We start from the raw sequence: 20,153 nt of genomic DNA on the forward strand, positions 1-20,153 counted from the left end.
ACAGCTTGTCAAAATTATAAAGCGGCTGGCTTAGAAAATCAATCAAACCGGCCGCTTATGTGGATAAAACTTGCATTAATCTAAAATAATACTTTAGAGAATAAAAGAGGAGGCCGGAGCGATGCCAAAACGTGAGACTATCACTGAAGACGGTTTCAAGCGCCCTGAGCTGCCCGGAGACAACCACCGTCCGGCGGGCGTCCCCAGACCCCGCGAAGCAAAGTCACAGGAGGCGCAGCTGAAAAGCGTACACAAGCACGGCACTGATAAAGGATATAAACCGGGCATATCCGGAAAGCTTGGCCCGGCCAAGGGAAACTTCACCCAAAAGTAATGCGGCGTAAAACGCCGCATTTTTTTAGAAAAGCCCCCTCACATTGCCTGTATCAGTGTCCACGTCAATTCGCCTGTAGGCCGGGTCAGACCCGGTTCCGGGCATAAGCTTGATCTCACCGGCCATCGGGACGAGGAATTTTGCGCCGCCGAAAACCAGGACGTCGCGGATCGGGAGTATCCAGCCCCTGGGGACCCCTTTAAGGCTTGGGTCATGTGAAATGCTCAGGTGGGTTTTCGCCATCATCGTAGCAAAGCCGGCATAAGCGGGTTCTGACTCGAAACGCCTGGCCTTTGCCTCGGCTTCAGCGCTCCAGGCTACCCCGTCCGCGCCGTAAACCTCTCTGGCGATAACCTCGACCCTCTGCCTGAGCGGCATTTCCAGCGGGTATAGGTATTTAAAATCATCCTTATCATTGCAGGCGTCAACAACGGCGTCCGCCAGTTCCAGGGCGCCCTCCCCGCCTTTCATCCAGTGCTCTGACAAGGCGCAGCGGGCGCCGGCCTGCTCCACCAGGCGGCGGACGGCGGACACCTCTTCCCTGGTGTCGGTGTAAAACGCGTTTATGCAGACAACCGGTTTCACCCCGGCTTTTTTAACAATTTCAATATGGTGCAGCAGGTTGGGGATGCCTTTTTCGAGGAGGCCCAGGTCTTCCCTGGTGTATTCGTCCGGCAGGGGACGGCCCGGAACCACGTTCGGCCCGCCGCCGTGCATCTTCAGCGCCCTGATGGTGGCGGTGATTACAGAAACACTCGGGACTAACCCGCTTATCCGGCACTTGACGTTCCAGAATTTTTCAAAGCCGATATCAGCGGCAAAACCGCTTTCTGTGATATGGTAGTCAGACATCTTTATGCCGATGCGGTCAGCTATCACTGAAGACTGGCCGATAGCGATATTGGCGAAAGGACCCGCGTGCATGAACACAGGCTGGTACTCCACAGTGCTGACCAGGGTCGGGTTGATCGTATTCCTCATATAAGCAGTCATGGCCCCGGCCACCTCCAGGTCCGAGGCGGTTACCGGCCGGCCCTTTTTGTCATAGGCGACAATGATATTGCCGATCCTCTCCCTGAGGTCTTTCAGGTCCCTGGTAACTGACAGGATCGCCATCAGTTCGGAGCTGGCCGCAATGCCGAACCTGGATTCCATTTGGAAGCCGTCCATTTTGCCGCCGATGCCCATAATAATTTTACGCAGGCCCTGGGCGCAGAAGTCGATGATCCAGCCCATCTCAACCTGGTCCGGGTCGACATCCAGGCGTCTTAAATTGCGTTTGGCCAGTTCCCCGTCATCATAGTTCCTTTCGTGCTGCATCCTGGCGTTCAGCGCTACCATAGCCAGGTTATGGGCGTTCATGATGTCGTTTATATCCCCGGTAAGCCCCAGGGAGATCTCGGTCATGGGGATAACCAGGGCATTACCGCCACCGGCCGCCGAACCCTTGATATTCATGGTGGGTCCGCCTGAAGGCTGGCGGATCGCGGCGCTCACGCTGCGGCCCCTTTTGCTTAACCCCTCCACCAGGCCGATAGCGGTCGTTGTTTTCCCCTCACCAAGCGGGGTAGGGGTTATCGCTGTGACGTTTATATACTTACCGTCCGGCCGGTTTGAAAGCCGCTTAATGATCTTCATGCTGTCCAGCTTGCAGATCCTGCCGTAGGGTATTACTTCGTCTTTTTCCAGACCAAGCCTTTCCTGCCAGTCAGCCGGGGACGGCATGTTTTTTACCGCCGCCTCTGCAATTTCAAAGTCCTTCATCCTGGTAGGATCGTAAGGCATACAACTATCTCCTCTCATTTCTACCTTTGTGTTTAAAAAAATTTTGCCTATTCACTTTGTTAAAAACGTGTCAAGAGAACCGTCCCCTTGACACGCTAGAATTAACAAAACGTGTCAAGAGAACCGTCCCCTTGACACGCTTTTAACTTTTTACTCGTAAATCCAGCAGTCGATTTCCCGGCTGTAATCCAGCAGTTCTTCTTCCTTGAAGAACAGGGCTATTTCCCTCTGGGCGCTTTCCCTGGAATCGGAACCGTGGATGACATTCCGGCCTATATCTATGCCATAGCTGCCCCTGATAGTGCCCGGCGCAGCTTTCAGGGGGTTGGTCGCCCCCATCATTTCCCGCGCCGCGCTGACGGCATCCTTGCCCTCGATTACCATGGCCACAACCGGGCCGCTGGTAATGAAACCGACCAAGCCTTCAAAAAAAGGTTTGCCCACATGTTCGCCGTAGTGCTTTTCGGCTAGTTCCCGGCTGATCCGGAGCATCTTCAGGGCTGCGATTTTAAAACCCTTCTTTTCAAACCTCGCTATGATTTCACCGGCCAGACCGCGCTGCACGCCGTCAGGCTTAACCATAAGGTATGTACGTTCCATTATAAACCTCCATAGATTTATTTTTCAAAAAAACCCGCAGCTAAAGGCTGCGGGTTTATAAACTATATTATCCCGTTGGTCCGCTCTCCTTCACCCGCCTGCTTCATCAGTTCGGCAAACTCGGCCGCTTCAATTGTCTCTTTGTCAAACAGCGTCTTTGCCACCAGGTGAAGCGTCTCGATATGTTTTTCCAGAAGTTCTTTGGCCAGTTTGTAAGAGCGGTCTATGGTCTGCCGCACCTCTACGTCAATGGCGTTTGCCACTTCCTCGCTGTAATTCCGGTCCCTCGAGAGGTCCCTGCCGAGGAAAGGAGTGTCGGTCTTCCGCCCGTAAGTCATCGGCCCCAGGTCGCTCATACCGAATTCCATGACCATCTTTCTGACCAGGTCGGTGGAACGCTCCAGGTCGTTTTGAGCCCCGGTGCTGATTTCTTTCAACACCAGGTCCTCGGAGACCCTGCCGGCCAGGAGCATGGTCACCTGGTCAAGCAGTTGGGACTTGGTGGCGTAATAACGGTCTTCCTTGGGAAGCAGCAGGGTGTAGCCGCCTGCCCGGCCTCTTGGAATGATTGAGACCTTGTGCACTGGGTCCGTGTTCGGCAGTAAAAACCCGACTACCGCGTGGCCGCTTTCGTGATAGCAGACCAGCCATTTTTCCTTCTCGCTTATTACTTTTGACTTCTTCTCCGGCCCGGCTATTACCCGCTCAATAGAATTTTCCAGGTCCGCCATGGTTATTTTCTTGCGGTTCTGCCGCGCGGCTAAAAGCGCCGCTTCATTGGTCAGGTTGGCCAGGTCGGCCCCGGTGAAACCAGGTGTCCGGCGGGCCAGGACTTCGAGGCTTACGCCTTCTTCCACGGGCTTGCCGCGCATGTGCACTTTAAGGATTTCTTTCCGGCCGTTGACATCCGGCGAGTCGACCACCACCTGGCGGTCAAAACGCCCCGGCCGCAGCAGGGCCGGGTCCAGGATATCCGGGCGGTTGGTGGCCGCCAGGATAATTATTCCCTCGTTGGGCGCAAAGCCGTCCATTTCCACCAGGAGCTGGTTGAGCGTCTGCTCACGCTCGTCATGGCCGCCGCCAAGACCGGCGCCGCGCTGACGGCCCACCGCGTCAATTTCATCCACAAAAACTATGCAGGGAGCGTTTTTCTTGGCCTGGTCAAAGAGGTCGCGGACCCTGGAAGCTCCCACACCGACAAACATTTCAACAAAATCAGAGCCGCTGATGCTGAAAAAGGGCACCCCCGCCTCGCCTGCCACCGCCCTGGCCAACAGCGTTTTGCCTGTGCCGGGCGCGCCGAAGAGAAGCACGCCCCTGGGTATCTTGGCGCCCAATTCCTGAAACTTTTTCGGGTTTTTCAGGAATTCAACTATTTCCTCCAGCTCTTCTTTAACTTCATCAGCACCCGCCACATCGGCGAATGTAACCTTCTTCTTTTCATCGCTGTGCAGCCGGGCCCGGCTCTTGCCGAACGACATGACCCGGTTGCCGCCGCCCTGGGTCTGCTGCATCAGGAAAAAGAACAGGATTACAAAAAGTAGTATAGGCAGCAGGGTTGTCAGGAGACCGGTCCACCATCCGGGCTGGGGAGGCGGCTCACTGCTCCACTCCACTTTCTTGTCTCTCAGAAGTTCGTACAGCGCGGTGTCTTCAGCGGGACCCTTGGTTTCAAACTTTGCACCGTCGACTTTCTCACCTGTTATGGAATTGGTCTGGCCGTCTGACTGGATGGTAATGGATTTAACCTGTCCCTGGTTCACATCTTCATAAAACTTGCTGTAATTGACCGGTTCAGGGAGAGTTCTCGTGGGCGTCGTATATTTAAGCAAGGCGATAATAACCAGAACGATCAGCAAATATATGCTAAGGTTCTTTATTACCTTGTTCACTAAACCATTCCTCCTAAATAAATGCAATAACCCATAACAAACATTTTAACATATTTCAGTACCTGTTACAATCAAAAGCCAAATCTCCCGGAATTAGTTTAAGATGCAGCATTTTTCTGGTGCTGTCGCTAACTTTCCACTTCTCACCTGTCCTGATACCGCCTACCCAGATTATTTCCTTCGGTGTGCATACCAGGGGCAGGCGTTCCCTTTCTTCACGCGGTATTTTCTGCTTAATCAGGAAGTCCTTCAGCTTTATCTCTGAAACTTGGCCGTAGGGATGAAAAACATCGCCTGCCAGGCGGCGCCTCACATATACTACGGGCGGCAATTTATCAAAGTCCAGCAAAGCCTCGCTCCCCGGCAGGCTGCGCGGATTGCGCTCACTCTCTCCGGAGGATAACTCAGCGCAAACAGTGGCGCCGATCTCCGGTATATAGGTCGCACCCGGCACCCGCAGCTCATATATGTAGCCGGGCAGGGCCTTTTTCAGCGGAGCGCGCTTCAGCTCAAGGGCCGTATAGGTCCTGACGGCAAACACATTGCCGGGCATGACCGCCTGTGCGCCGGTGGCGCCGCTGCTGACCAAATCGAGCGCCGCTTCGGCATGCTGAAAATCTAAATGCCCCGCGCCGCCGGACACAACCTGCCAGGCCCGGCGCAAAACCCTGCGCCTGACTGCCAGCGGTGACTCAACAAGACGGTCCAGGCTTAGTGAGACAAGCCCGGTGTCTGATTTCAGAAGCGCTTCCTGAAGAGCTTTTTCCGCCAGGTGATCAAGATAGCTGTCTTCTTCCCGGCATATTTCGCCAAGCCTCATTAAAGCCGGGACAAGTTCCGGGTTGTATTCCTTTTCCAGCAGCGGTACCAGGTTTAACCTGATCCTGTTCCTGGTATAAACGGGCTTTAAATTGGAAGAGTCATGGCGGAAAGCCAGGTCCATCTCGCTGCAATAACTTTCGATCTCGGAGCGCCGCACGTTTAAAAGGGGCCTGATATAAATTCCGTCGCGCACCGGCAGGATCCCTTTCAGTCCTCCCGTGCCCGTTCCCCTTAAAAAATTAAACAGGATCGTCTCGGCCTGGTCGTCCGCCTGGTGGGCGAGGGCAATTCTGGACGCTCCCACCCGGCCCGCGCACTCAAGCAAAAATTTGAAGCGGACTTCCCGGGCCGCCACCTGGTTGGACAGGCGGCGCCGGGCCCGGTATGACGGCACATCGACAGATTCCACCGTGGCAGGCAGGCCATAACGCTGCGCGGTCTCGGCAACAAAAAAAGCGTCCTTTTCCGACTCTTCCCCTCGAAACATGTGGTTTAAATGCGCCACATGCAGGGATATACCCAGGTCATCCTTTAATTGATACAAGATATGCAGGAGAGCTGTCGAATCCGGTCCGCCGGACACAGCTACCAAAACCTTATCGCCGCGCTCCACCATCCGGTGCCGTGATATATAATCGCTAACCTTCTGGAGCAGGTCCATCTATGTTTACCTTTCCCATGAATAACACCTCGTTATTCCACACTGCCGTAAGCTTTTCCTGCTGTATTTCTTTAATCTACTGGCAAAATTACCTGCGGTCTCCAATAAACTTTGTCTTTTTTTATAATGAGCCGGTCTTATATGTAGTTTTACCGGTTTGCCGGATGATTTCACCTTTTATTATTGATACTTTTCCAGCGAACAAAACGGCTGCCAGCAGGCAGCTGATGCCGCCCCACATGATGGTGCCGGGCGCGCCGATGCGGCTGGCCAGCGCCCCCGCCAGCAGGCTGCCGAAAGGCGCCATGCCGAGAAACGACATGGTGTAAAGGCTCATCACCCGGCCTCGTTTATCGTCATCCACAATGGTCTGCAAAATGGTATTGTTGGATGCCATTTGGATCATCATGCCAAAGCCTGTCAGCAGCATCAGCGGCAGGGATATCCAAAAAACACGGGATTGCGAAAGCGCTGCCAGACCCAGGCCGAAAACACCCAAAGCTACCGGCAGCAGGTTGCCCAGCCCTTCCACGCTTTTGCGGACAGCAAGGTAAAGGGCGCCGATCACAGCTCCTATGCCTGAGGCTGTTATTAGAAATCCATATGTATCCGCCCCGCCGTATAAAACATCCCTGGCTATCACAGGTATCAGCACGGTATAGGGCATGCCGACGATACTGAAAGTCGCAGACAGGAACAAGATCGTCCGGATCGACCCGGAATTATAAGCGTAGCTGATCCCTTCCTTTAACTGCCGGAAGATGTTTGAACCCTGCTCCTCCCTCTTTCCGATATTTATTTTCATCGCCAGCAGGGCTATAATCACAGCTATATAACTGACAGCGTTAATTAAAAAACACATGCCTTCACCCAGCAGCGCGATCAGTATGCCGGCGATGGTGGGGCCAACCAGGCGGGCGCCGTTAAAAAGGAACGAGTTCAAGGCAATGGCGTTGGGCAGGTCCTCTTTTTTTTCCACCATTAAGACCACCAGGGACTGGCGGGCCGGTATGTCAAAAGAGTTCACCAGGCCGAGGAAGATACTTAAAACAATAAGATGCCAGACGGTTATCACGCCGGTAAGGGTCAGCCCGGCTGTAATAAAGGCCTGGATCATTGCGAGGGCCTGGGTCCCAATCAGGATATGGCGGCGGTTCCACCGGTCCGCCAGGACGCCGGCAATAGGGGCGAAGACAAAACTCGGAATTTGACCGGCAAATCCGACCACGCCCAGAAGAAGCGTGGAGCCGGTGAGGCGGTAAACCAGCCAGCTCATGGCTATCGACTGCATCCAGGTCCCAATTAACGAGATGCCCTGGCCGGTGAAAAAAAAGCGGTAATTCCTGCTGGAAAGGGCCCGTATAATATTTGTATTTGGAAGTGCCATTAATAACACCTTTAGTATTCTGTTGTTTTTTCTGCTTCTTTATTAATATCATAAAAACGCCATGGATTACAGGTGTTAAAAAAAGAAAGGACCCACCCGGTGAGACATATGAGGTGGGAGATGAGACGCGGGAAAAACTGAAACATGAGAGCTGTATTATTTACAGCTTTGGCAGCCATTAAGACGTGTGACCATGGAATGAGAGGTGAGATGCATACAAATAAAACATACAATGTCAGTGGAAAGGGGACGCACCACGTTGCAGGTGGCTTCAGCCGTTCAGCGGAATGGGGACACCCCTTTCTCACAGGCATTCCTGCATGCGAGGAATGTCCCCGGTTGGAATGGCGGGTTAAAACCCGCCCTACAAACAAAGAGGAATGGCCCCGCGTGCTAATTTTTATATTTTAGGTATCTCTGCTTTTCCACCCTGGCCACCAGGACGGTCATATCGTCCGGAGCCCTGGCAACTCCTCCGGCCCCGGTCTGGGCCAGCTTCAAAAAGAGGTCCGCTATCTCCTGCGGCTGCATATCATTAACGTCCGACAGTATCCCGGCCAGCCATTCTTCCCGGTCGCCGGTTCCCTTATAGGAGTCCAAAACCCCGTCGGTTACCATTACCAGCAGGTCGTCCGGCTCTAAAATCCTGCCTATGGTGGCCACTTCTATATCATCTATAATACCTACCGGCAGGGAGCTTGCTTTAATCAGCTCAACCTGCCCGCCGTGGACAAAAAATGTTGAGACAGCCCCGATTTTTACAAAATCAGCCTGCCCGCTGCACAGGTTGATCACAGCCATGTCCACCGTGGCAAAACTCTCGCCGGGCGAGCGTAAAACCAGGATTGAGTTAATCGTCTTTATAGCCAGGTCCTGCCCGAAACCGCATTCAAGAAGATGCCGCAACAACAATAAAGTCGTGCCGCTTTCCAGGGCCGCCCGCGGGCCGCTGCCCATCCCATCGCTCAGCGCCAGGGCAAAACGACCGCCCTTGAGGTGGAAAAAAGCGTAACTGTCTCCGGATACAATGCTCCCGTTCCTGCCAATTCCCGCCACCCCCAATGTAAGCCGGTAATTGAGGTCCGGATAAAACCTCAGGTGGCAGGAAACCTCCCCTCCCCTGGCGGTGCAAATGGAAGCGGCGGAGTAAAGCGGCTGTTCCAGCGCCCTTGACAGCAGCGGCATTATTATGTCCTTGCAGTTCATCCCCCCGCCGCATGACTGCAGCGCAAGGGACACCTCGATCCCTTTGCCGTCCTGGCGGTGTATTGACAGGCTGTCCACCTGCACTCCCGCCTCTTTCAGTTTTCTGCGCAGGGCGGGCTCCAATCCCCCTGCCTCAACCTCAAACTCGAGTTCCGCCGGCAGGCCGTCAATAACTTCGGAGATGCCCCTGAGCTGTTCAGAAACGACCTGCCTGCTTTCCATCAGGCGGTGAGACCAGTAGCGGTTCAGGTTGTAAGTTTCATAGAGGCAGCTTACGGTGATGGCCAGCTCTTTGGTCCGGGAGCAGCGCCTCTTGATCTCCTCCGGCAGGTTGTCAGGCGAGACCTGTCCAAACAGTTCCACCTGGGCCAGGAGATCAATCAGGCCCTGGTAAGTCTTGTAAAACTCCCTTTCCCAGCAGGTGCGGTAGAATGAACAGCTGCTGCATACCTTTTCGCTCACCAGGTTCAACAGTTTTTGTAGGTTTTGTTCTTCCCAGTTCTGGCCGGCGGTAGACGATACCTGTTCAAAAGTCCTTGAAAGCTCGTTGAATACCCTCGCCCAGCCCGATATCCGCTCCTTAAAAATTTCCTTGTAATAACCTTCTTCCGGGTGGCTCTCGGGCTTTTCCGCCGCCAAGCCCAGGGTGGATTTCAGATCAGTTATGAAAAACATGGGCACCAGTAAAAAAAGCAGCGTGGCGATACCGGTTTCCAGCAGCATGGCAACCATATTTTCGTAATCGTTGATAAATACGGTAAGAATAATATTGCCCAGGAGAAATCCCGTGGCCACTCCCGCTTTGCCGAAATTCTTGCAAACACCTGCCAGCAAACCGGCAAATGAATAGGCGCCTACCATGACCGGCCCATTTACATAAGCCAGGCCCGGGACAGTCCCCATGACAGCGCCGGCGGCCGCGCCGGAGCCGGCGCCGCCGATAACCGCCACCATCAATATGGTAAACTTGCTCAGGGTCCCCTTTAAAGTTACCGTTTCATAACTGAGATCACCAGTCCCGGCAATAATACCTCCGAAAATCAGCAGGATGCAAAATATTTCTTCCCCGGACAAGGGGCGCGAACTGTCGGGCTTCCGTTTAACAGCTTCAATACCGTGTACCATAACCGGGGCCAGTACCGCGGCGAATACAGCTTCAAACAGGATGCTGAAATAACCGTAGGAAGAGGGCGAGTTAAACGTTATCAATGATGTTTTTACCACCACAATCACGGCCAGCACCAATGACGGCAGTACCAGCCACGGCCTTTTTACATCCGGGGGGATCGACCTGACTAAAAACCAGAGACAGAGTACGGAAATGACCGATCCGGCCAGGGGTATGCCCCGGCTTACGGTAACAAGACCCAGGATTACGGCCGGTATCGCCAGGACCCCCCCGCGGCCGCAGGCCCTGACCGCGGCTGCCACCAGGGCCGTCCCAAAGGGCGACAGCTCGCCCAGCAAAACCGCCCGGCCCAGGAAAAAACCCACGCAGGCAAGAGCCATCGCTTCAGCGGTAAAGATCTCCACCGCCTTTTCTCTTACCTGGGGGAGACGCTTTTTGGCATTGTTTATACCGGCCCAGCGCCGGTGTTTCTTTTTGCCCTCCGGCACGCGGTGGTATGGATAAATATCCGGACTCTCAAACAAAAAATCACCCGCTTATACTATTTCTACAATATTATTATAGTATAAGCGGGTGGAAATTTTTGTCATCTTTGGTACCTTATTAATTATTTATTCCGACCTCTTCCAACGCTAAACCGTAAAGAATGTCGCATTCGCTGACAAGCATCGGGGAAAGGCCGAGGTTTTCCATGATTATCCTGACAATATTTACTCCCGCCACAATTATATCAGCCCTTTCAGGCTGGAGCCCCGGCACTTTTTTTCGTTCCTCAACAGTCATACCCTGCAGCATTTTCAGGATCCTGCCCACGCTCTGTACGCTCAGGCGATAACCGTGCACCCGTTCCGGGTCGTAAAGCGCAAGCTCCTGGTCCATGGCGGCCAGGGTCGTGATTGTCCCCCCCACCCCCACCAGGCATTCCGGTAAACAGCTCTTGACTTCCTCAAGGGGGGTCCGCAGGATATTATATGTCTCAGCCTCGTCCGCGCCGGCAGCTGTGAGCCGTACCGCCCCGGCTTTTACACTGGTAAGGTTAAGCCGGCCGCCACACATCCAGATGAATTCCGTGCTGCCGCCGCCGATATCAATGACCAGGGTGGAGCATGGATCGACTTGCAGGCCGGAAAGCACTCCCCGGTAGCTCAGGGCAGCTTCCTCCTCACCGCTGAGCACCCTTACCGCCAAACCAGTCCTTTTCTTAACCAGCCCCAGAAAATTCTCCCGGTTGGAAGCGTCACGCACGGCGCTGGTGGCCGCGGCCACCACCGCTTCCGCCCCCAGGTTTACTGCTTTTTGATAAAAAAGTCCAACCGCGTCAGCGGCAGCCAGCATAGTTTCAGGCAGCAGCTTCCCGCCGGCCATACCCTTGCCGAGGCGGGTGGTGGCCAGGCCGGTCTCAATTCTGTTTAATCTACTGCCGTTATATTCGGCTACCAGGAGCCTGGTTGAATTTGTCCCTATATCAATAGAAGCAACCCGCTTTATTATAAAACATCACCCCTTAAAATAATAAAAGCAATTCCGCGTGAGAATTGCCTCGCATATTTTTATTCCGTTTTTTTGCCGGAGCCGCGCCCGCCCCTTTTTGATTCCGTGTTTCTCTTCAAGACCTGCTGGCGCTCCTCGCTCTCTTTCATGAACTTGGCCAGTCTCTCTTCAAAGGAGGGCTGAAACTTTTTCTTCGGAGCACGAGCCGAAGGATTTGCCTGCTTCATCGAAAGCCCTATCTTGCCCTTCGGATCTACCGAAATCACCTTTACCGTGACTTTATCGTTTGCTTTTAGAAAATCATTTACGTCCTTGACATATACCTCGGCAATTTCTGAAATATGGACCAGACCAGTCTCTCCGCCGGGCAGCTCAATAAATGCACCGAAATTCGTAATTCCGGTAACTATGCCGTCCAAGACGCTCCCCAGCTCAATCGGCATAACTGACAAAATTCCTCCTTAAGAACTTCAAAAACCTAGTGTAATTATATGCGAACCGACTGGATAGTGTCAAGAAACATCTGGCTTATCACTGTTTAACTTTAGTCAGCTATTATATTTTCTTCGGAAGGGGCTTCAACCTCCTGGAGCTTGGTTCCCTCAGCAACGGTAACGATCCTGGTTTCACCCGGTTTGATCAGGCCGATTTTCTCCCTGGCAGTCTTTTCTATGTAAGCGTCGCTTTGCGCCAGGCGCAGCTCTTCACGCAGGGCGGCGTTTTTCTGCTGCATTTCCTGCACTTGCAGCTGTATGTTATGCACATCTCTCTGCATAACGTAAAGCTTGCTGAACTGGGAGCAAAACGATATAACAAGGTATACCAAAAGAAGGGACAGCACCACGGCCGGGAGCCTGCTTCTGGAGATGTTGAATGATTTTTTGGCCCTGGCCCTTGGCCGGGGGATTTCCGTCTCTTCTTCCCGGCGGGAATAAAATATGTCTTCTTTCCTCAGCGGCTGGCTCATGCTTTATCCTCCTCTTCCTCATCGATGCCAAAGAGGGCCAGGTTCTGACCCGGTATAATGATAACGACCTCGTAGCCTTTGGTCCTGGCCCGGTTATATAAAGTTGATACGGTACTGGGGCTTAGATTCAGCTGTTTGGCAATCTTGTCCGTCGAGTAGCCCATTTCTTTCAATGAAACTACCTGCCGCTCGCGGAAACTCAGCCTTTCGACGCCCCTTATTTCAATTTTCATAACCGCCGGCTCCTGCCTTTAATTACAAGCACACTACAAAATGTGTACAAAGTAATTACAAATCTTCTACATAAGAATAAGAATTCCTTCACGGTCAAGAAAAAAAATTATTTCGGTACCCGGTACCAAGTTAAGTTGGGCGCCTGGCTCTTAACTTATTCTGCTCCTGGTAAACACATTGACAGGATTTACAGGATTAAAAGAAATTAAACATGATAAATGTAGTAATAATACCTTGTCTTTTCTGCGTTTAGCGTGGATGTCCAATTTGTTAGAGGCAAAAAAAAGTGAGACAAGAAAACTCTTGTCCCATCAGTAGGTCGTATCCTGTTAATCAATTTAAATCTTGTTAATCCTGTCAAATTGTTTTTACGCCGCGTTAGCGGCATAATGCCTAATCAGTTGTAAAACGCCATTCGTCCCCGGCGAGACCGCCAAAATCTTCCCCTGAATCATCATCTTCCAGAAAACCCGACCTGATGGTTACTTCAAAAGTATCACCGGCGCCCAGTTCGTCCTCCAGGGTGATGATAAGGGTATCCTCGTCGATCTGGACTTTATCGACTTCCTCATAGCGGTCGCGGTCGACGTTGTATACCCTGACAGCGTCCAGCAGGCCCTTGCCTGAGACTGCGCTTATGTCGTTGTTAAAGGCAGCCCTGAGTACTCTCGTGTCCGGGTCCACATTGTCCTCCCCGTCTTCGGGGTCAAGGCTTTCCAGGTCCAGTTCATCGCCGTCGTAAGTACTGAACTCCCACTCGCCGCTGCTGATTCCGTCAAAATTCCATGCCGAATCATCTGACTCAATAATGTCCTGTTCAATTGTCACCCGGTACTGGCAGCCGTCTTCCAGGGGATCGTCCAGCCTAATTGTAAGCCTGTTATCGTTAATGGAAACACTGTAGATATCAACATAATCCCCGTCAGTTACATTCTTTACTTTAATTCCTTCTTTTACATCCTGCAGATCTTCAACCGCCTGAATGTCCATATTAAACGTGGCTACAAGCTGATTTGTATCCGGGTCCACATTGCTGTCTCCATCGTCCGGATCAAGGTTGGTCAGGTTTATTTCACTTTCATCGTAAGTGCTGAACTCCCACTCGCTGCCGCTGATCCCGTCAAAGCTCTCGTCCCCGTCTTCAGACTCGATAAGGTTTTTCCCAATTGTTACCCGGTATACACAGTCATTTTCCAGGGATTCTTCCAGCTCGATGGTCAGCCTGCTGCCGTCAATGGACACGCTTTCGATGTCGATATTTTCATCGTCAGTCACATTCTTTACTCTTATTCCCTCTTCTACGTCTTCCAGATCGTCGACAGCCTCGATATCCATGTTAAACCTGGCGACCAGCACATTGGTGTCCTGATCCACATTATCCTCCCCGTCTTCGGGGTCAAGGCTTGACAAACTGAGGTCGCTGTCATCGTAGTAATCCGGATATTCACTCATCATCCGGTAAAGGATCATCGCCATTTCAGCCCTGGTCACCGGCTTGTTGGGCTGGAAAAAGTTGCCGGGGTACCCGACCATGTATTTGTGCTTGAACATGACGCCGATATAAGGCCGCGCGTCCGCCGGTATATCATATATATCCTGGAATGACAGGTAGTCGCCGTCATCATCCAGGCCCATCGCCCTTATTGACCACACCGCCACTTCATAACGTTTGGCTGGCTTCCAGCCTGCAAAGTCTTCATCTTCACCAATAATACCCTCATCAAGGGCAAATTCGATACAGTCTTCACAATTCTGCTGCCATGACTTGTCCGGATCCGGGTCAAAGCCGGCAGCCCTGCTTATCATCATCAAGGCTTCGTACTTGCTCACAGGGGCGTTTGGAATATATTTCTTGTCGGGATAACCGGAAATAATCCCTATTGTACACATGTGCCGTATCGGCTTTTCCGCCCAATGTGAGTTGATATCAGTCAACTCAACTGCTTTCCAATTTTTTTTAGCCTTAAAATTCCACCCCTTGTTATTGCCCTTACCCGGGTTGGCGGATGCCGCCGCGGTGAGCCCCAGGATCAGAAGCATGACTAAAACTACTGTAAACGCGCTTTTCCTGAACAATAAATTAACCTCCTTTTAAGTGATATTTATATAAAAATTTCCATCACCACCCACGCCTTCAAATATATCCTAATTATATATACGCCCGCTTAAAAAAATATAGGGGCTGATCCAGGCCGGAATTCTAAATTTTTATTTCTGCGCAGCGTTAATGTTTAATGGCAGCTGGCAATACTATAGCTAGTTAACAACGATAAAATGAATTGGGGAAATGAACAGTGAAGATCAAATTTGCAGCGTTAATGGCCGGCCTTGTCCTCCTTACGGCTGCCTCACTGGCATCAGGCCTGAGTTATAAAGATACTGAAACGGTATATGCGCCCGAAAGCCTGATCAGGCTGCATGTGGTATCAAACAGCGACAGCAGCGAAGACCAGGAGCTTAAAAGAAAGGTCAGGGATGAAATCGTTACAGCTGTAGGCCCTGCATTTACAGAAGCCGAAAATATTGCCTCCGCCAGGTATATAGCTGAAGCTAACCTTGACCACATCCGCGAAATTGCCGCTCTCAAGATCCGGGCTGAAGGGAAAGACTACCCGGTTCAAGTGGAATTGAACAGCTTTTCTTTCCCCACCAAACATTACGGGCCTTTTATTCTCCCCGCCGGTGATTATGAAGCCGTGCGGGTGACTATCGGCGCCGGATCCGGGGCTAATTGGTGGTGTGTCCTCTACCCTCCCCTGTGCTTTGTGGACATGACCAGGATGATGGAGAACAGCTATCTGCCGGACAGCGCAGCTGCCCGTACTGATACCGCGCCGGCCAGCATGGATACCGGCAGCCAGCCTTCCGCCGTGGCTGTCCTGCAAATAACAACCAGCGGCAGTGAAGAAGAATACGCTGTTGCCGAAGAGCAGGTGACCGTGGAATACCGGTTTAAAATACTGGACTTCTTCAAAAGCATTGATTATTAAATACGAATACAAAGTTACTAATAAAAAGCCGTGACAACCGGCCGAATGCCGAATTAATTAAAACCTATTTTCAACCCCAACTGGGAAAAACCCTCCCGGTTTTTTCTTTTTTTTCCCATGCCTGTTTTAAGCTTTCCGTAACACTCCTTACAGATATACATAATCTATTATATGAGAAAGTTTGGTAAAAAAGGAGGTAGTTACATGTCCAGATGGAAAGCCCAACCGTTTTACAGGCAGACTGCCGAAAAAGCTGTTGATGTTAAAAATGAGCAGGCGGCCGAAAGTGTAAAGCTTGAAACTGCCCAGGACATCCAGGCGGCCGGGGTTTACCCGCCTGCCCGCCTGGCCCAGGCTTATGTAATATGGCAGAAGTACGGCCCTACTTTCAGCCCCGCGGAAGCATTGGAAAAGGGCACGCTTTTCCCGGAACTTTACAGCCCTTACCCTTACTAAAAAAGAGGTGAACTATGATATGAATGAAAGGTTAGTAATGCTGAGAGAGATACAGGAACTCGAGTTTACAGCGATTGAGCTGAACCTTTTTCTGGACACACACCCCCAGGACCGGGCCGCGCTGAGGGACTTCTACACGGTCAGAAACCAGCTGATGGAGGCCGTCAGGCGTTATGAGGAGATCTACGGGCCTTTGACCGCTACCGGCTGCAGCCCTAAAACCCAGCAATGGCTCTGGATCGAGAGCCCCTGGCCCTGGGAAATAGAATACGAATAAGAAAGGACTACCGATTATGTGGATGTATGAAAAAAAACTGGAATACCCTGTGCGGGTTTTCAGAAATGACATAGGCATGGCAAAATTTCTGATGGCCCAGTACGGCGGGCCGGACAGCGAGCTGTCCGCCGGGGTCAGGTACCTGACCCAGCGTTACACCATGCCTACCGACAAAGCTAAAGGGCTGCTTACCGATATAGGCACAGAAGAGCTGGCCCACTGGGAAATCGTCGCCACTATGATTTACAAGCTGGTCAAAGGCGTACCGGCCCAGCAGCTCAGGGAAGCCGGCCTGGGCGCCCACTTCGCCCAGCATGACCGGGCGGTCTACCCGGCTGACGCTGCCGGGGTGCCCTGGACCGCGGCTTACATCCAGGCCACCGGCGACCCTATCGCCGACCTGCACGAGGACCTGGCTGCCGAACAAAAAGCCAGGACAACCTACGAGCACCTGATACAGCTCACAGACGACCCCGGCATCAAGGACACCCTGCGGTTTTTGAGACAGAGGGAAGTAGTCCACTTCCAGCGCTTCGGCGAAGCCCTCAACGACATCCAGGCGATTATGGACAACAAGAAACTCTACTAACCTGCCGTTTTAGTGTATGAATGCATTAATTTTATTTATGAAAAATAAGGTTGCATATTCAATAAAAAAAAACTGGCTCTCCAATTACCCGGGAGTCAGTTTGGTTTTTTACGGGATTTTTGCTAAATTCCTGGTATGCTCTGTTCATCAATACCACATGAAGAAAGAAAGTCCTTGGGTCGTGGTCCGCCTGCTTACCGGCCTGATGCCGCGATCCCATGATTAGCCGCGATAATTTGATTATTCGATATTAAATAATTCATCAAATCTTTTTTCAAGCTCTTCATCGGAAATTTCTATTTCATCCACTTCCGGAGTTTCAATTTCCTCAGCAGGCATATCCATACACTCGTCACTGAACAGCCCGGCCACCTCTTCCGCGGAATGGCGCTTCAGGTAGCTGTACAGCTGGAAAACCGGCACCGGGCGCTTATCGCGCTTTTGCAGCGGCACGCTGGCCATATTTTCAAATTCATATTGGTCTATGTCGGCCAGCAAAGTGATGTACGGGTACTGCCGCCCGTGGAATACCAGGGCCTCCCCGCGCTCCTTGCTCAGCCTCTGCAGCTGGGAAACCGATATCAAGGGCATCAGTTCATCATACCCGGGAGCGGCAATCCTTTTTCTCCGGCCGCACAGCTCGCTGATTTCTTGCAGCAGCGGCAGCTCGCGGCTGGTCAGAAAGACCCAGTTGTCGCAGTTGCCCTTGATGGTCTGGGCGTCCTCAAGGTATTTCTTGCGAAGCTGGTGCTCGCTCTGCACAACCAGGCTGAAACGGATATTCCGGCTGCGGGCGGCAGAGATCATGGACGGCATGTCCGGCACAGCCGGGATAGAGGCGAATTCATCCAGCACAAAATTGGTCCGGATCGGCAGTGTGCGGTCCGGTTGTTCCTGGGCAACCCGGATCAGCAACTCATAACACTGTTTGATAAATATGCTGACCAGAAAGTGGTACGTGCTCTTCTCGTCGGGCATGATCAGGAACACCGCTGTCTTTTCCAGGCCGATCTGGTCCAGGTTAAACGTACTGTGTGAGAGCATTTCAGAGAGGTTTTGCTGGGCGGAAAAAATCCTGAACATCTGGTCAAAAGTGACCAGGATGCTGGACCTGGTCCTGTCCGCGGCATTTAACGTGCCGCTCAGGCTGATGGCCGCCAGGGACTGTTTGTTTAAACCGCTGTACAACTCGTCCAGCGGGCCGTCGTATTCAAACGCTTTCGCATATGTCCGCAGGTAAGTCAGGCTGCGCACATTCACCTCTTCTTCACGTGCGCATTCCAACAAGAACCACAGGAGCCCGAAACAAAAATTACCGGCCGCCTGTTCCCAGAAGGGGTCGATGGATTTGCTGGTCAAATTGCAGTACACAAAATCGTTGAGCGCTTCAGCCGCCTTGTCCTTCTCCCCCGCTTTGTAAAACTGGTACGGCAGGGCCAGGGGGTCCCAGGCGTCGCCGTAGGAGGGGTTGCGGAAATTGAGCACCACCAGCTTGTAACCGTTTTTCTTCAGGATCCCCGATGTCCGCTCATACAGCTCTCCTTTTGGGTCAGTGGCTATAATGGACTCCCCCGCTTTGGCCAGGATCTGCAGCAGCGGCATGCATAAAAGCCTGCTTTTCTTCGACCCGGTGGCGCCCATGATCAGTGAATGGGTATCGGAGCTGTCAACAAAGGCGACTTTGCCGTCGCTCAGCAGGGGTATCCCCCCGCCGCTAGGGTAATGGTGTTCATTTATTACTATCTCCCTGAGAGAGCTTTTCATCTCGTCATCGGTGGCCCACCTTGTGTCGTTATTAGCTGAGACGTTGGCGTACATGTTGTATTTGTATGCTTCATAGTTTTCAAATCCAGGCATTTGCCATCCCTCCATTTACCTGCCGTCAATCATAAAACCCATTTTTTTGGGAAGCGCTTTGTACTTGTTTAACTGACTGAGCCAGTATCCCCCGGGGGAAAAATGCCCTAAATCCTTGACCGCGATAATATTGTCATACAGAATACTGCTGCAGCATTTGTCGTATATGATCTCGTCAACCATCTGGTTGAGCGTGTTGTACCCGTCAAAGCCCGGCATCTCACGCGCGCTGGCTATAGTTTTTTTCAACAGGGCGCCGGCCTCTTCCGCCAGGCTGAACCCTTTTTCCCGCAGCACTTCATCGACATGCCTGAATAGCGCTTCGCTTTCCGGGAAGGTCAGCTTCAGCCGGCGGATGCGCAGGTAAGAGAGCAGGACCGCGTCGATTTCCTCGATCCTCTTCTCATCCAAAAGCGGAATATTAAAGATAAATAAAATACGGTCGTTGATATCGGAAACATACTCTAAAAACCTGATGAACCTGACGTCGTGCGGGTTTTCGGCCCACTCCGATATGTCTATGCAGGCCAGGCCCCGGTAGGTCCCCCGGAAACCGGCCGCCGCCTGGATATATTCCATAAGGCGGGTAAAGGATGGAAAGGAATCGGCATCCGCGGGACGGTCCAAAACAAATTCAAAGTATTTGATATCGCCAACAAACTCAAACAAGCCGGCTTCTTCCAGAAACTGCGCCACCAGGCCCAGCACTTTGGTGATGCCCGAGCCTGATTGTGTCGCCAAAAGGCAGTTAGGCAGCTTGACCCTGGTGCTCCCGGGCAGCCGGTTTAAATTTTGAGAGACTACCTGCCATTCATCAATAAGCTGTTTCAGTTCCTCCATGCCCTTCAAATTGCGAATGCGGTCCAGGGCCGGCGAAACTTTCTGATCGCACAAAAAAAAACCCCCTAAGCCTTACCGTACCTTCTTTTAATCAAAGATAAATCAAGTAAGTAAAATGTCGTATATAGTTGATTTCTGCCTGCCTTTGTTTTTTCCTGTATGTGAGTATGTAATTTTACTTATACTCAAGCATGGTAAAATAAGCCGGTAGGATTTTTATATGGCGAACATATTTTCTATCCAGTGACAGACATATGCCGGGAAATGGTTTAGAATTTATACCAGGAAGATTTGGTTTGAGGAGGATTTTTATTGTGAATATTTTAGTAGAACAGCTTAACCCCGGCCAGGAAGTGGACGGTGTTTTCGCGTTGAAGAGCAAGAAACTCCTGCCCCTGCGCAACGGGACAGGCCACTACCTGGCTGTGGTGCTGGGAGATAAAACAGGCCAGATCGATGGCCGGGGTCCTGCACCAACTTGATATGATCGACGCCGAGGTCGATATATTCAGTTCGGCCGTTGAAAGCCGTGAAAACCAGGATGACAGCTGGACAGGTTGGGTTAAAGGTTTGGGAAGGTATGTATTCTGTAACTAGACATATTCCTCAGCCTCCTGCAGCAGAAAGGCTCGGCCC

The 20,153-nt window shown here is 52.0% G+C and carries 19 protein-coding genes; 6 read left to right on the top strand and 13 right to left on the bottom strand.

Translation table 11 applies throughout. The features are described from left to right. Positions 1-121 precede the first annotated feature (121 nt). Positions 122-334, top strand: coding sequence for a hypothetical protein (locus ACOBQJ_RS15335; RefSeq protein ID WP_421072647.1), 213 nt, complete (start codon positions 122-124; stop codon positions 332-334). Positions 335-358: 24 nt separating this feature from the next. On the opposite strand, the gene ACOBQJ_RS15340 is transcribed toward ACOBQJ_RS15335, so the two are convergent. The 11 genes from ACOBQJ_RS15340 to ACOBQJ_RS15390 all read right to left on the bottom strand — a co-directional run bounded on the left by ACOBQJ_RS15340 (position 359) and on the right by ACOBQJ_RS15390 (position 14,584). Then, positions 359-2,119 carry a formate--tetrahydrofolate ligase gene (locus ACOBQJ_RS15340; RefSeq protein WP_421072648.1) on the bottom strand — a complete coding sequence of 587 codons (1,761 nt, stop codon included), beginning with the start codon at positions 2,117-2,119 and terminating at the stop codon, positions 359-361. A 150-nt stretch (positions 2,120-2,269) separates the two neighbouring features. Next, complete coding sequence (ndk, locus tag ACOBQJ_RS15345; RefSeq protein WP_421072649.1) at positions 2,270-2,719, bottom strand: nucleoside-diphosphate kinase; 450 nt, start codon at positions 2,717-2,719, stop codon at positions 2,270-2,272. 62 nt (positions 2,720-2,781) lie between these two features. Then, positions 2,782-4,611 carry an ATP-dependent zinc metalloprotease FtsH gene (gene ftsH, locus ACOBQJ_RS15350; RefSeq protein ID WP_421072650.1) on the bottom strand — a complete coding sequence of 610 codons (1,830 nt, stop codon included), beginning with the start codon at positions 4,609-4,611 and terminating at the stop codon, positions 2,782-2,784. 55 nt (positions 4,612-4,666) lie between these two features. Continuing rightward, positions 4,667-6,094, bottom strand: a complete 1,428-nt coding sequence (tilS, locus tag ACOBQJ_RS15355) for a tRNA lysidine(34) synthetase TilS (RefSeq protein WP_421072651.1) — start codon at positions 6,092-6,094, stop codon at positions 4,667-4,669. A gap of 121 nt (positions 6,095-6,215) precedes the next feature. Next, complete coding sequence (locus ACOBQJ_RS15360) at positions 6,216-7,481, bottom strand: MFS transporter (RefSeq protein ID WP_421072652.1); 1,266 nt, start codon at positions 7,479-7,481, stop codon at positions 6,216-6,218. A 393-nt stretch (positions 7,482-7,874) separates the two neighbouring features. Then, the gene (spoIIE, locus tag ACOBQJ_RS15365) at positions 7,875-10,340 is read right to left on the bottom strand and encodes a stage II sporulation protein E (RefSeq protein WP_421072653.1); all 2,466 of its coding nucleotides are present in this window, start codon (positions 10,338-10,340) and stop codon (positions 7,875-7,877) included. A gap of 79 nt (positions 10,341-10,419) precedes the next feature. Continuing rightward, positions 10,420-11,307 (bottom strand): Ppx/GppA family phosphatase, encoded by an 888-nt coding sequence (locus ACOBQJ_RS15370; RefSeq protein WP_421072695.1) that lies wholly within the window; start codon positions 11,305-11,307, stop codon positions 10,420-10,422. A gap of 59 nt (positions 11,308-11,366) precedes the next feature. Continuing rightward, complete coding sequence (locus tag ACOBQJ_RS15375) at positions 11,367-11,750, bottom strand: S1 RNA-binding domain-containing protein (protein WP_421072654.1); 384 nt, start codon at positions 11,748-11,750, stop codon at positions 11,367-11,369. A 101-nt stretch (positions 11,751-11,851) separates the two neighbouring features. Beyond that, positions 11,852-12,274 (bottom strand): FtsB family cell division protein, encoded by a 423-nt coding sequence (locus ACOBQJ_RS15380; protein ID WP_421072655.1) that lies wholly within the window; start codon positions 12,272-12,274, stop codon positions 11,852-11,854. Continuing rightward, on the bottom strand, positions 12,271-12,507 hold the full coding sequence (locus ACOBQJ_RS15385) for a sigma factor-like helix-turn-helix DNA-binding protein (protein WP_421072656.1): 237 nt from the start codon (positions 12,505-12,507) through the stop codon (positions 12,271-12,273). Before ACOBQJ_RS15385 ends, ACOBQJ_RS15380 begins: the two co-directional genes overlap by 4 nt. Positions 12,508-12,901: 394 nt before the next feature. Further along, entirely contained in the window at positions 12,902-14,584 is a 1,683-nt protein-coding gene (locus ACOBQJ_RS15390; protein WP_421072657.1) for an Ig-like domain-containing protein, read from the bottom strand. 218 nt (positions 14,585-14,802) lie between these two features. On the opposite strand from ACOBQJ_RS15390, the gene spoIIR reads away from it, so the two are divergent. From spoIIR to ACOBQJ_RS15410, 4 genes are all read left to right on the top strand, one after another. Next, the gene (gene spoIIR / locus ACOBQJ_RS15395) at positions 14,803-15,498 is read left to right on the top strand and encodes a stage II sporulation protein R (protein WP_421072658.1); all 696 of its coding nucleotides are present in this window, start codon (positions 14,803-14,805) and stop codon (positions 15,496-15,498) included. Between the two features lie 204 nt (positions 15,499-15,702). Beyond that, a complete protein-coding gene (locus ACOBQJ_RS15400; protein WP_421072659.1) occupies positions 15,703-15,954 on the top strand; it encodes a spore coat associated protein CotJA in 252 nt (83 codons plus the stop codon). A gap of 19 nt (positions 15,955-15,973) precedes the next feature. Then, positions 15,974-16,231, top strand: coding sequence for a spore coat protein CotJB (locus ACOBQJ_RS15405; protein WP_421072660.1), 258 nt, complete (start codon positions 15,974-15,976; stop codon positions 16,229-16,231). A 16-nt stretch (positions 16,232-16,247) separates the two neighbouring features. Next, entirely contained in the window at positions 16,248-16,820 is a 573-nt protein-coding gene (locus tag ACOBQJ_RS15410) for a manganese catalase family protein (RefSeq protein WP_421072661.1), read from the top strand. Positions 16,821-17,060: 240 nt separating this feature from the next. On the opposite strand, the gene ACOBQJ_RS15415 is transcribed toward ACOBQJ_RS15410, so the two are convergent. Together ACOBQJ_RS15415 and ACOBQJ_RS15420 are read right to left on the bottom strand one after the other, a co-directional pair. Continuing rightward, a complete protein-coding gene (locus tag ACOBQJ_RS15415; RefSeq protein WP_421072662.1) occupies positions 17,061-18,677 on the bottom strand; it encodes a VirD4-like conjugal transfer protein, CD1115 family in 1,617 nt (538 codons plus the stop codon). 15 nt (positions 18,678-18,692) lie between these two features. Next, a complete protein-coding gene (locus ACOBQJ_RS15420; RefSeq protein WP_421072663.1) occupies positions 18,693-19,571 on the bottom strand; it encodes a hypothetical protein in 879 nt (292 codons plus the stop codon). A 260-nt stretch (positions 19,572-19,831) separates the two neighbouring features. Between ACOBQJ_RS15420 and ACOBQJ_RS15425 the strand changes: the two genes are divergently transcribed. Next, positions 19,832-19,999, top strand: a complete 168-nt coding sequence (locus ACOBQJ_RS15425; protein WP_421072664.1) for a hypothetical protein — start codon at positions 19,832-19,834, stop codon at positions 19,997-19,999. Positions 20,000-20,153 lie beyond the last annotated feature (154 nt).

This window comes from Pelotomaculum propionicicum, from assembly GCF_048984525.1.
GTDB classification, from domain to species: Bacteria; Bacillota; Desulfotomaculia; order Desulfotomaculales; family Pelotomaculaceae; genus Syntrophopropionicum; species Syntrophopropionicum propionicicum_A.

Bases quoted from the DNA above. Each gene is read 5' to 3' on its own strand.
- ACOBQJ_RS15335 (WP_421072647.1), top strand. From the start codon at position 122: ATGCCAAAACGTGAGACTATCACTGAAGACGGTTTCAAGCGCCCTGAG.
- ACOBQJ_RS15340 (WP_421072648.1), bottom strand. From the start codon at position 2,119: ATGCCTTACGATCCTACCAGGATGAAGGACTTTGAAATTGCAGAGGCG.
- ndk (WP_421072649.1), bottom strand. From the start codon at position 2,719: ATGGAACGTACATACCTTATGGTTAAGCCTGACGGCGTGCAGCGCGGT.
- tilS (WP_421072651.1), bottom strand. From the start codon at position 6,094: ATGGACCTGCTCCAGAAGGTTAGCGATTATATATCACGGCACCGGATG.
- ACOBQJ_RS15360 (WP_421072652.1), bottom strand. From the start codon at position 7,481: ATGGCACTTCCAAATACAAATATTATACGGGCCCTTTCCAGCAGGAAT.
- ACOBQJ_RS15375 (WP_421072654.1), bottom strand. From the start codon at position 11,750: ATGCCGATTGAGCTGGGGAGCGTCTTGGACGGCATAGTTACCGGAATT.
- ACOBQJ_RS15380 (WP_421072655.1), bottom strand. From the start codon at position 12,274: ATGAGCCAGCCGCTGAGGAAAGAAGACATATTTTATTCCCGCCGGGAA.
- ACOBQJ_RS15385 (WP_421072656.1), bottom strand. From the start codon at position 12,507: ATGAAAATTGAAATAAGGGGCGTCGAAAGGCTGAGTTTCCGCGAGCGG.
- ACOBQJ_RS15400 (WP_421072659.1), top strand. From the start codon at position 15,703: ATGTCCAGATGGAAAGCCCAACCGTTTTACAGGCAGACTGCCGAAAAA.
- ACOBQJ_RS15405 (WP_421072660.1), top strand. From the start codon at position 15,974: ATGAATGAAAGGTTAGTAATGCTGAGAGAGATACAGGAACTCGAGTTT.
- ACOBQJ_RS15410 (WP_421072661.1), top strand. From the start codon at position 16,248: ATGTGGATGTATGAAAAAAAACTGGAATACCCTGTGCGGGTTTTCAGA.
- ACOBQJ_RS15415 (WP_421072662.1), bottom strand. From the start codon at position 18,677: ATGCCTGGATTTGAAAACTATGAAGCATACAAATACAACATGTACGCC.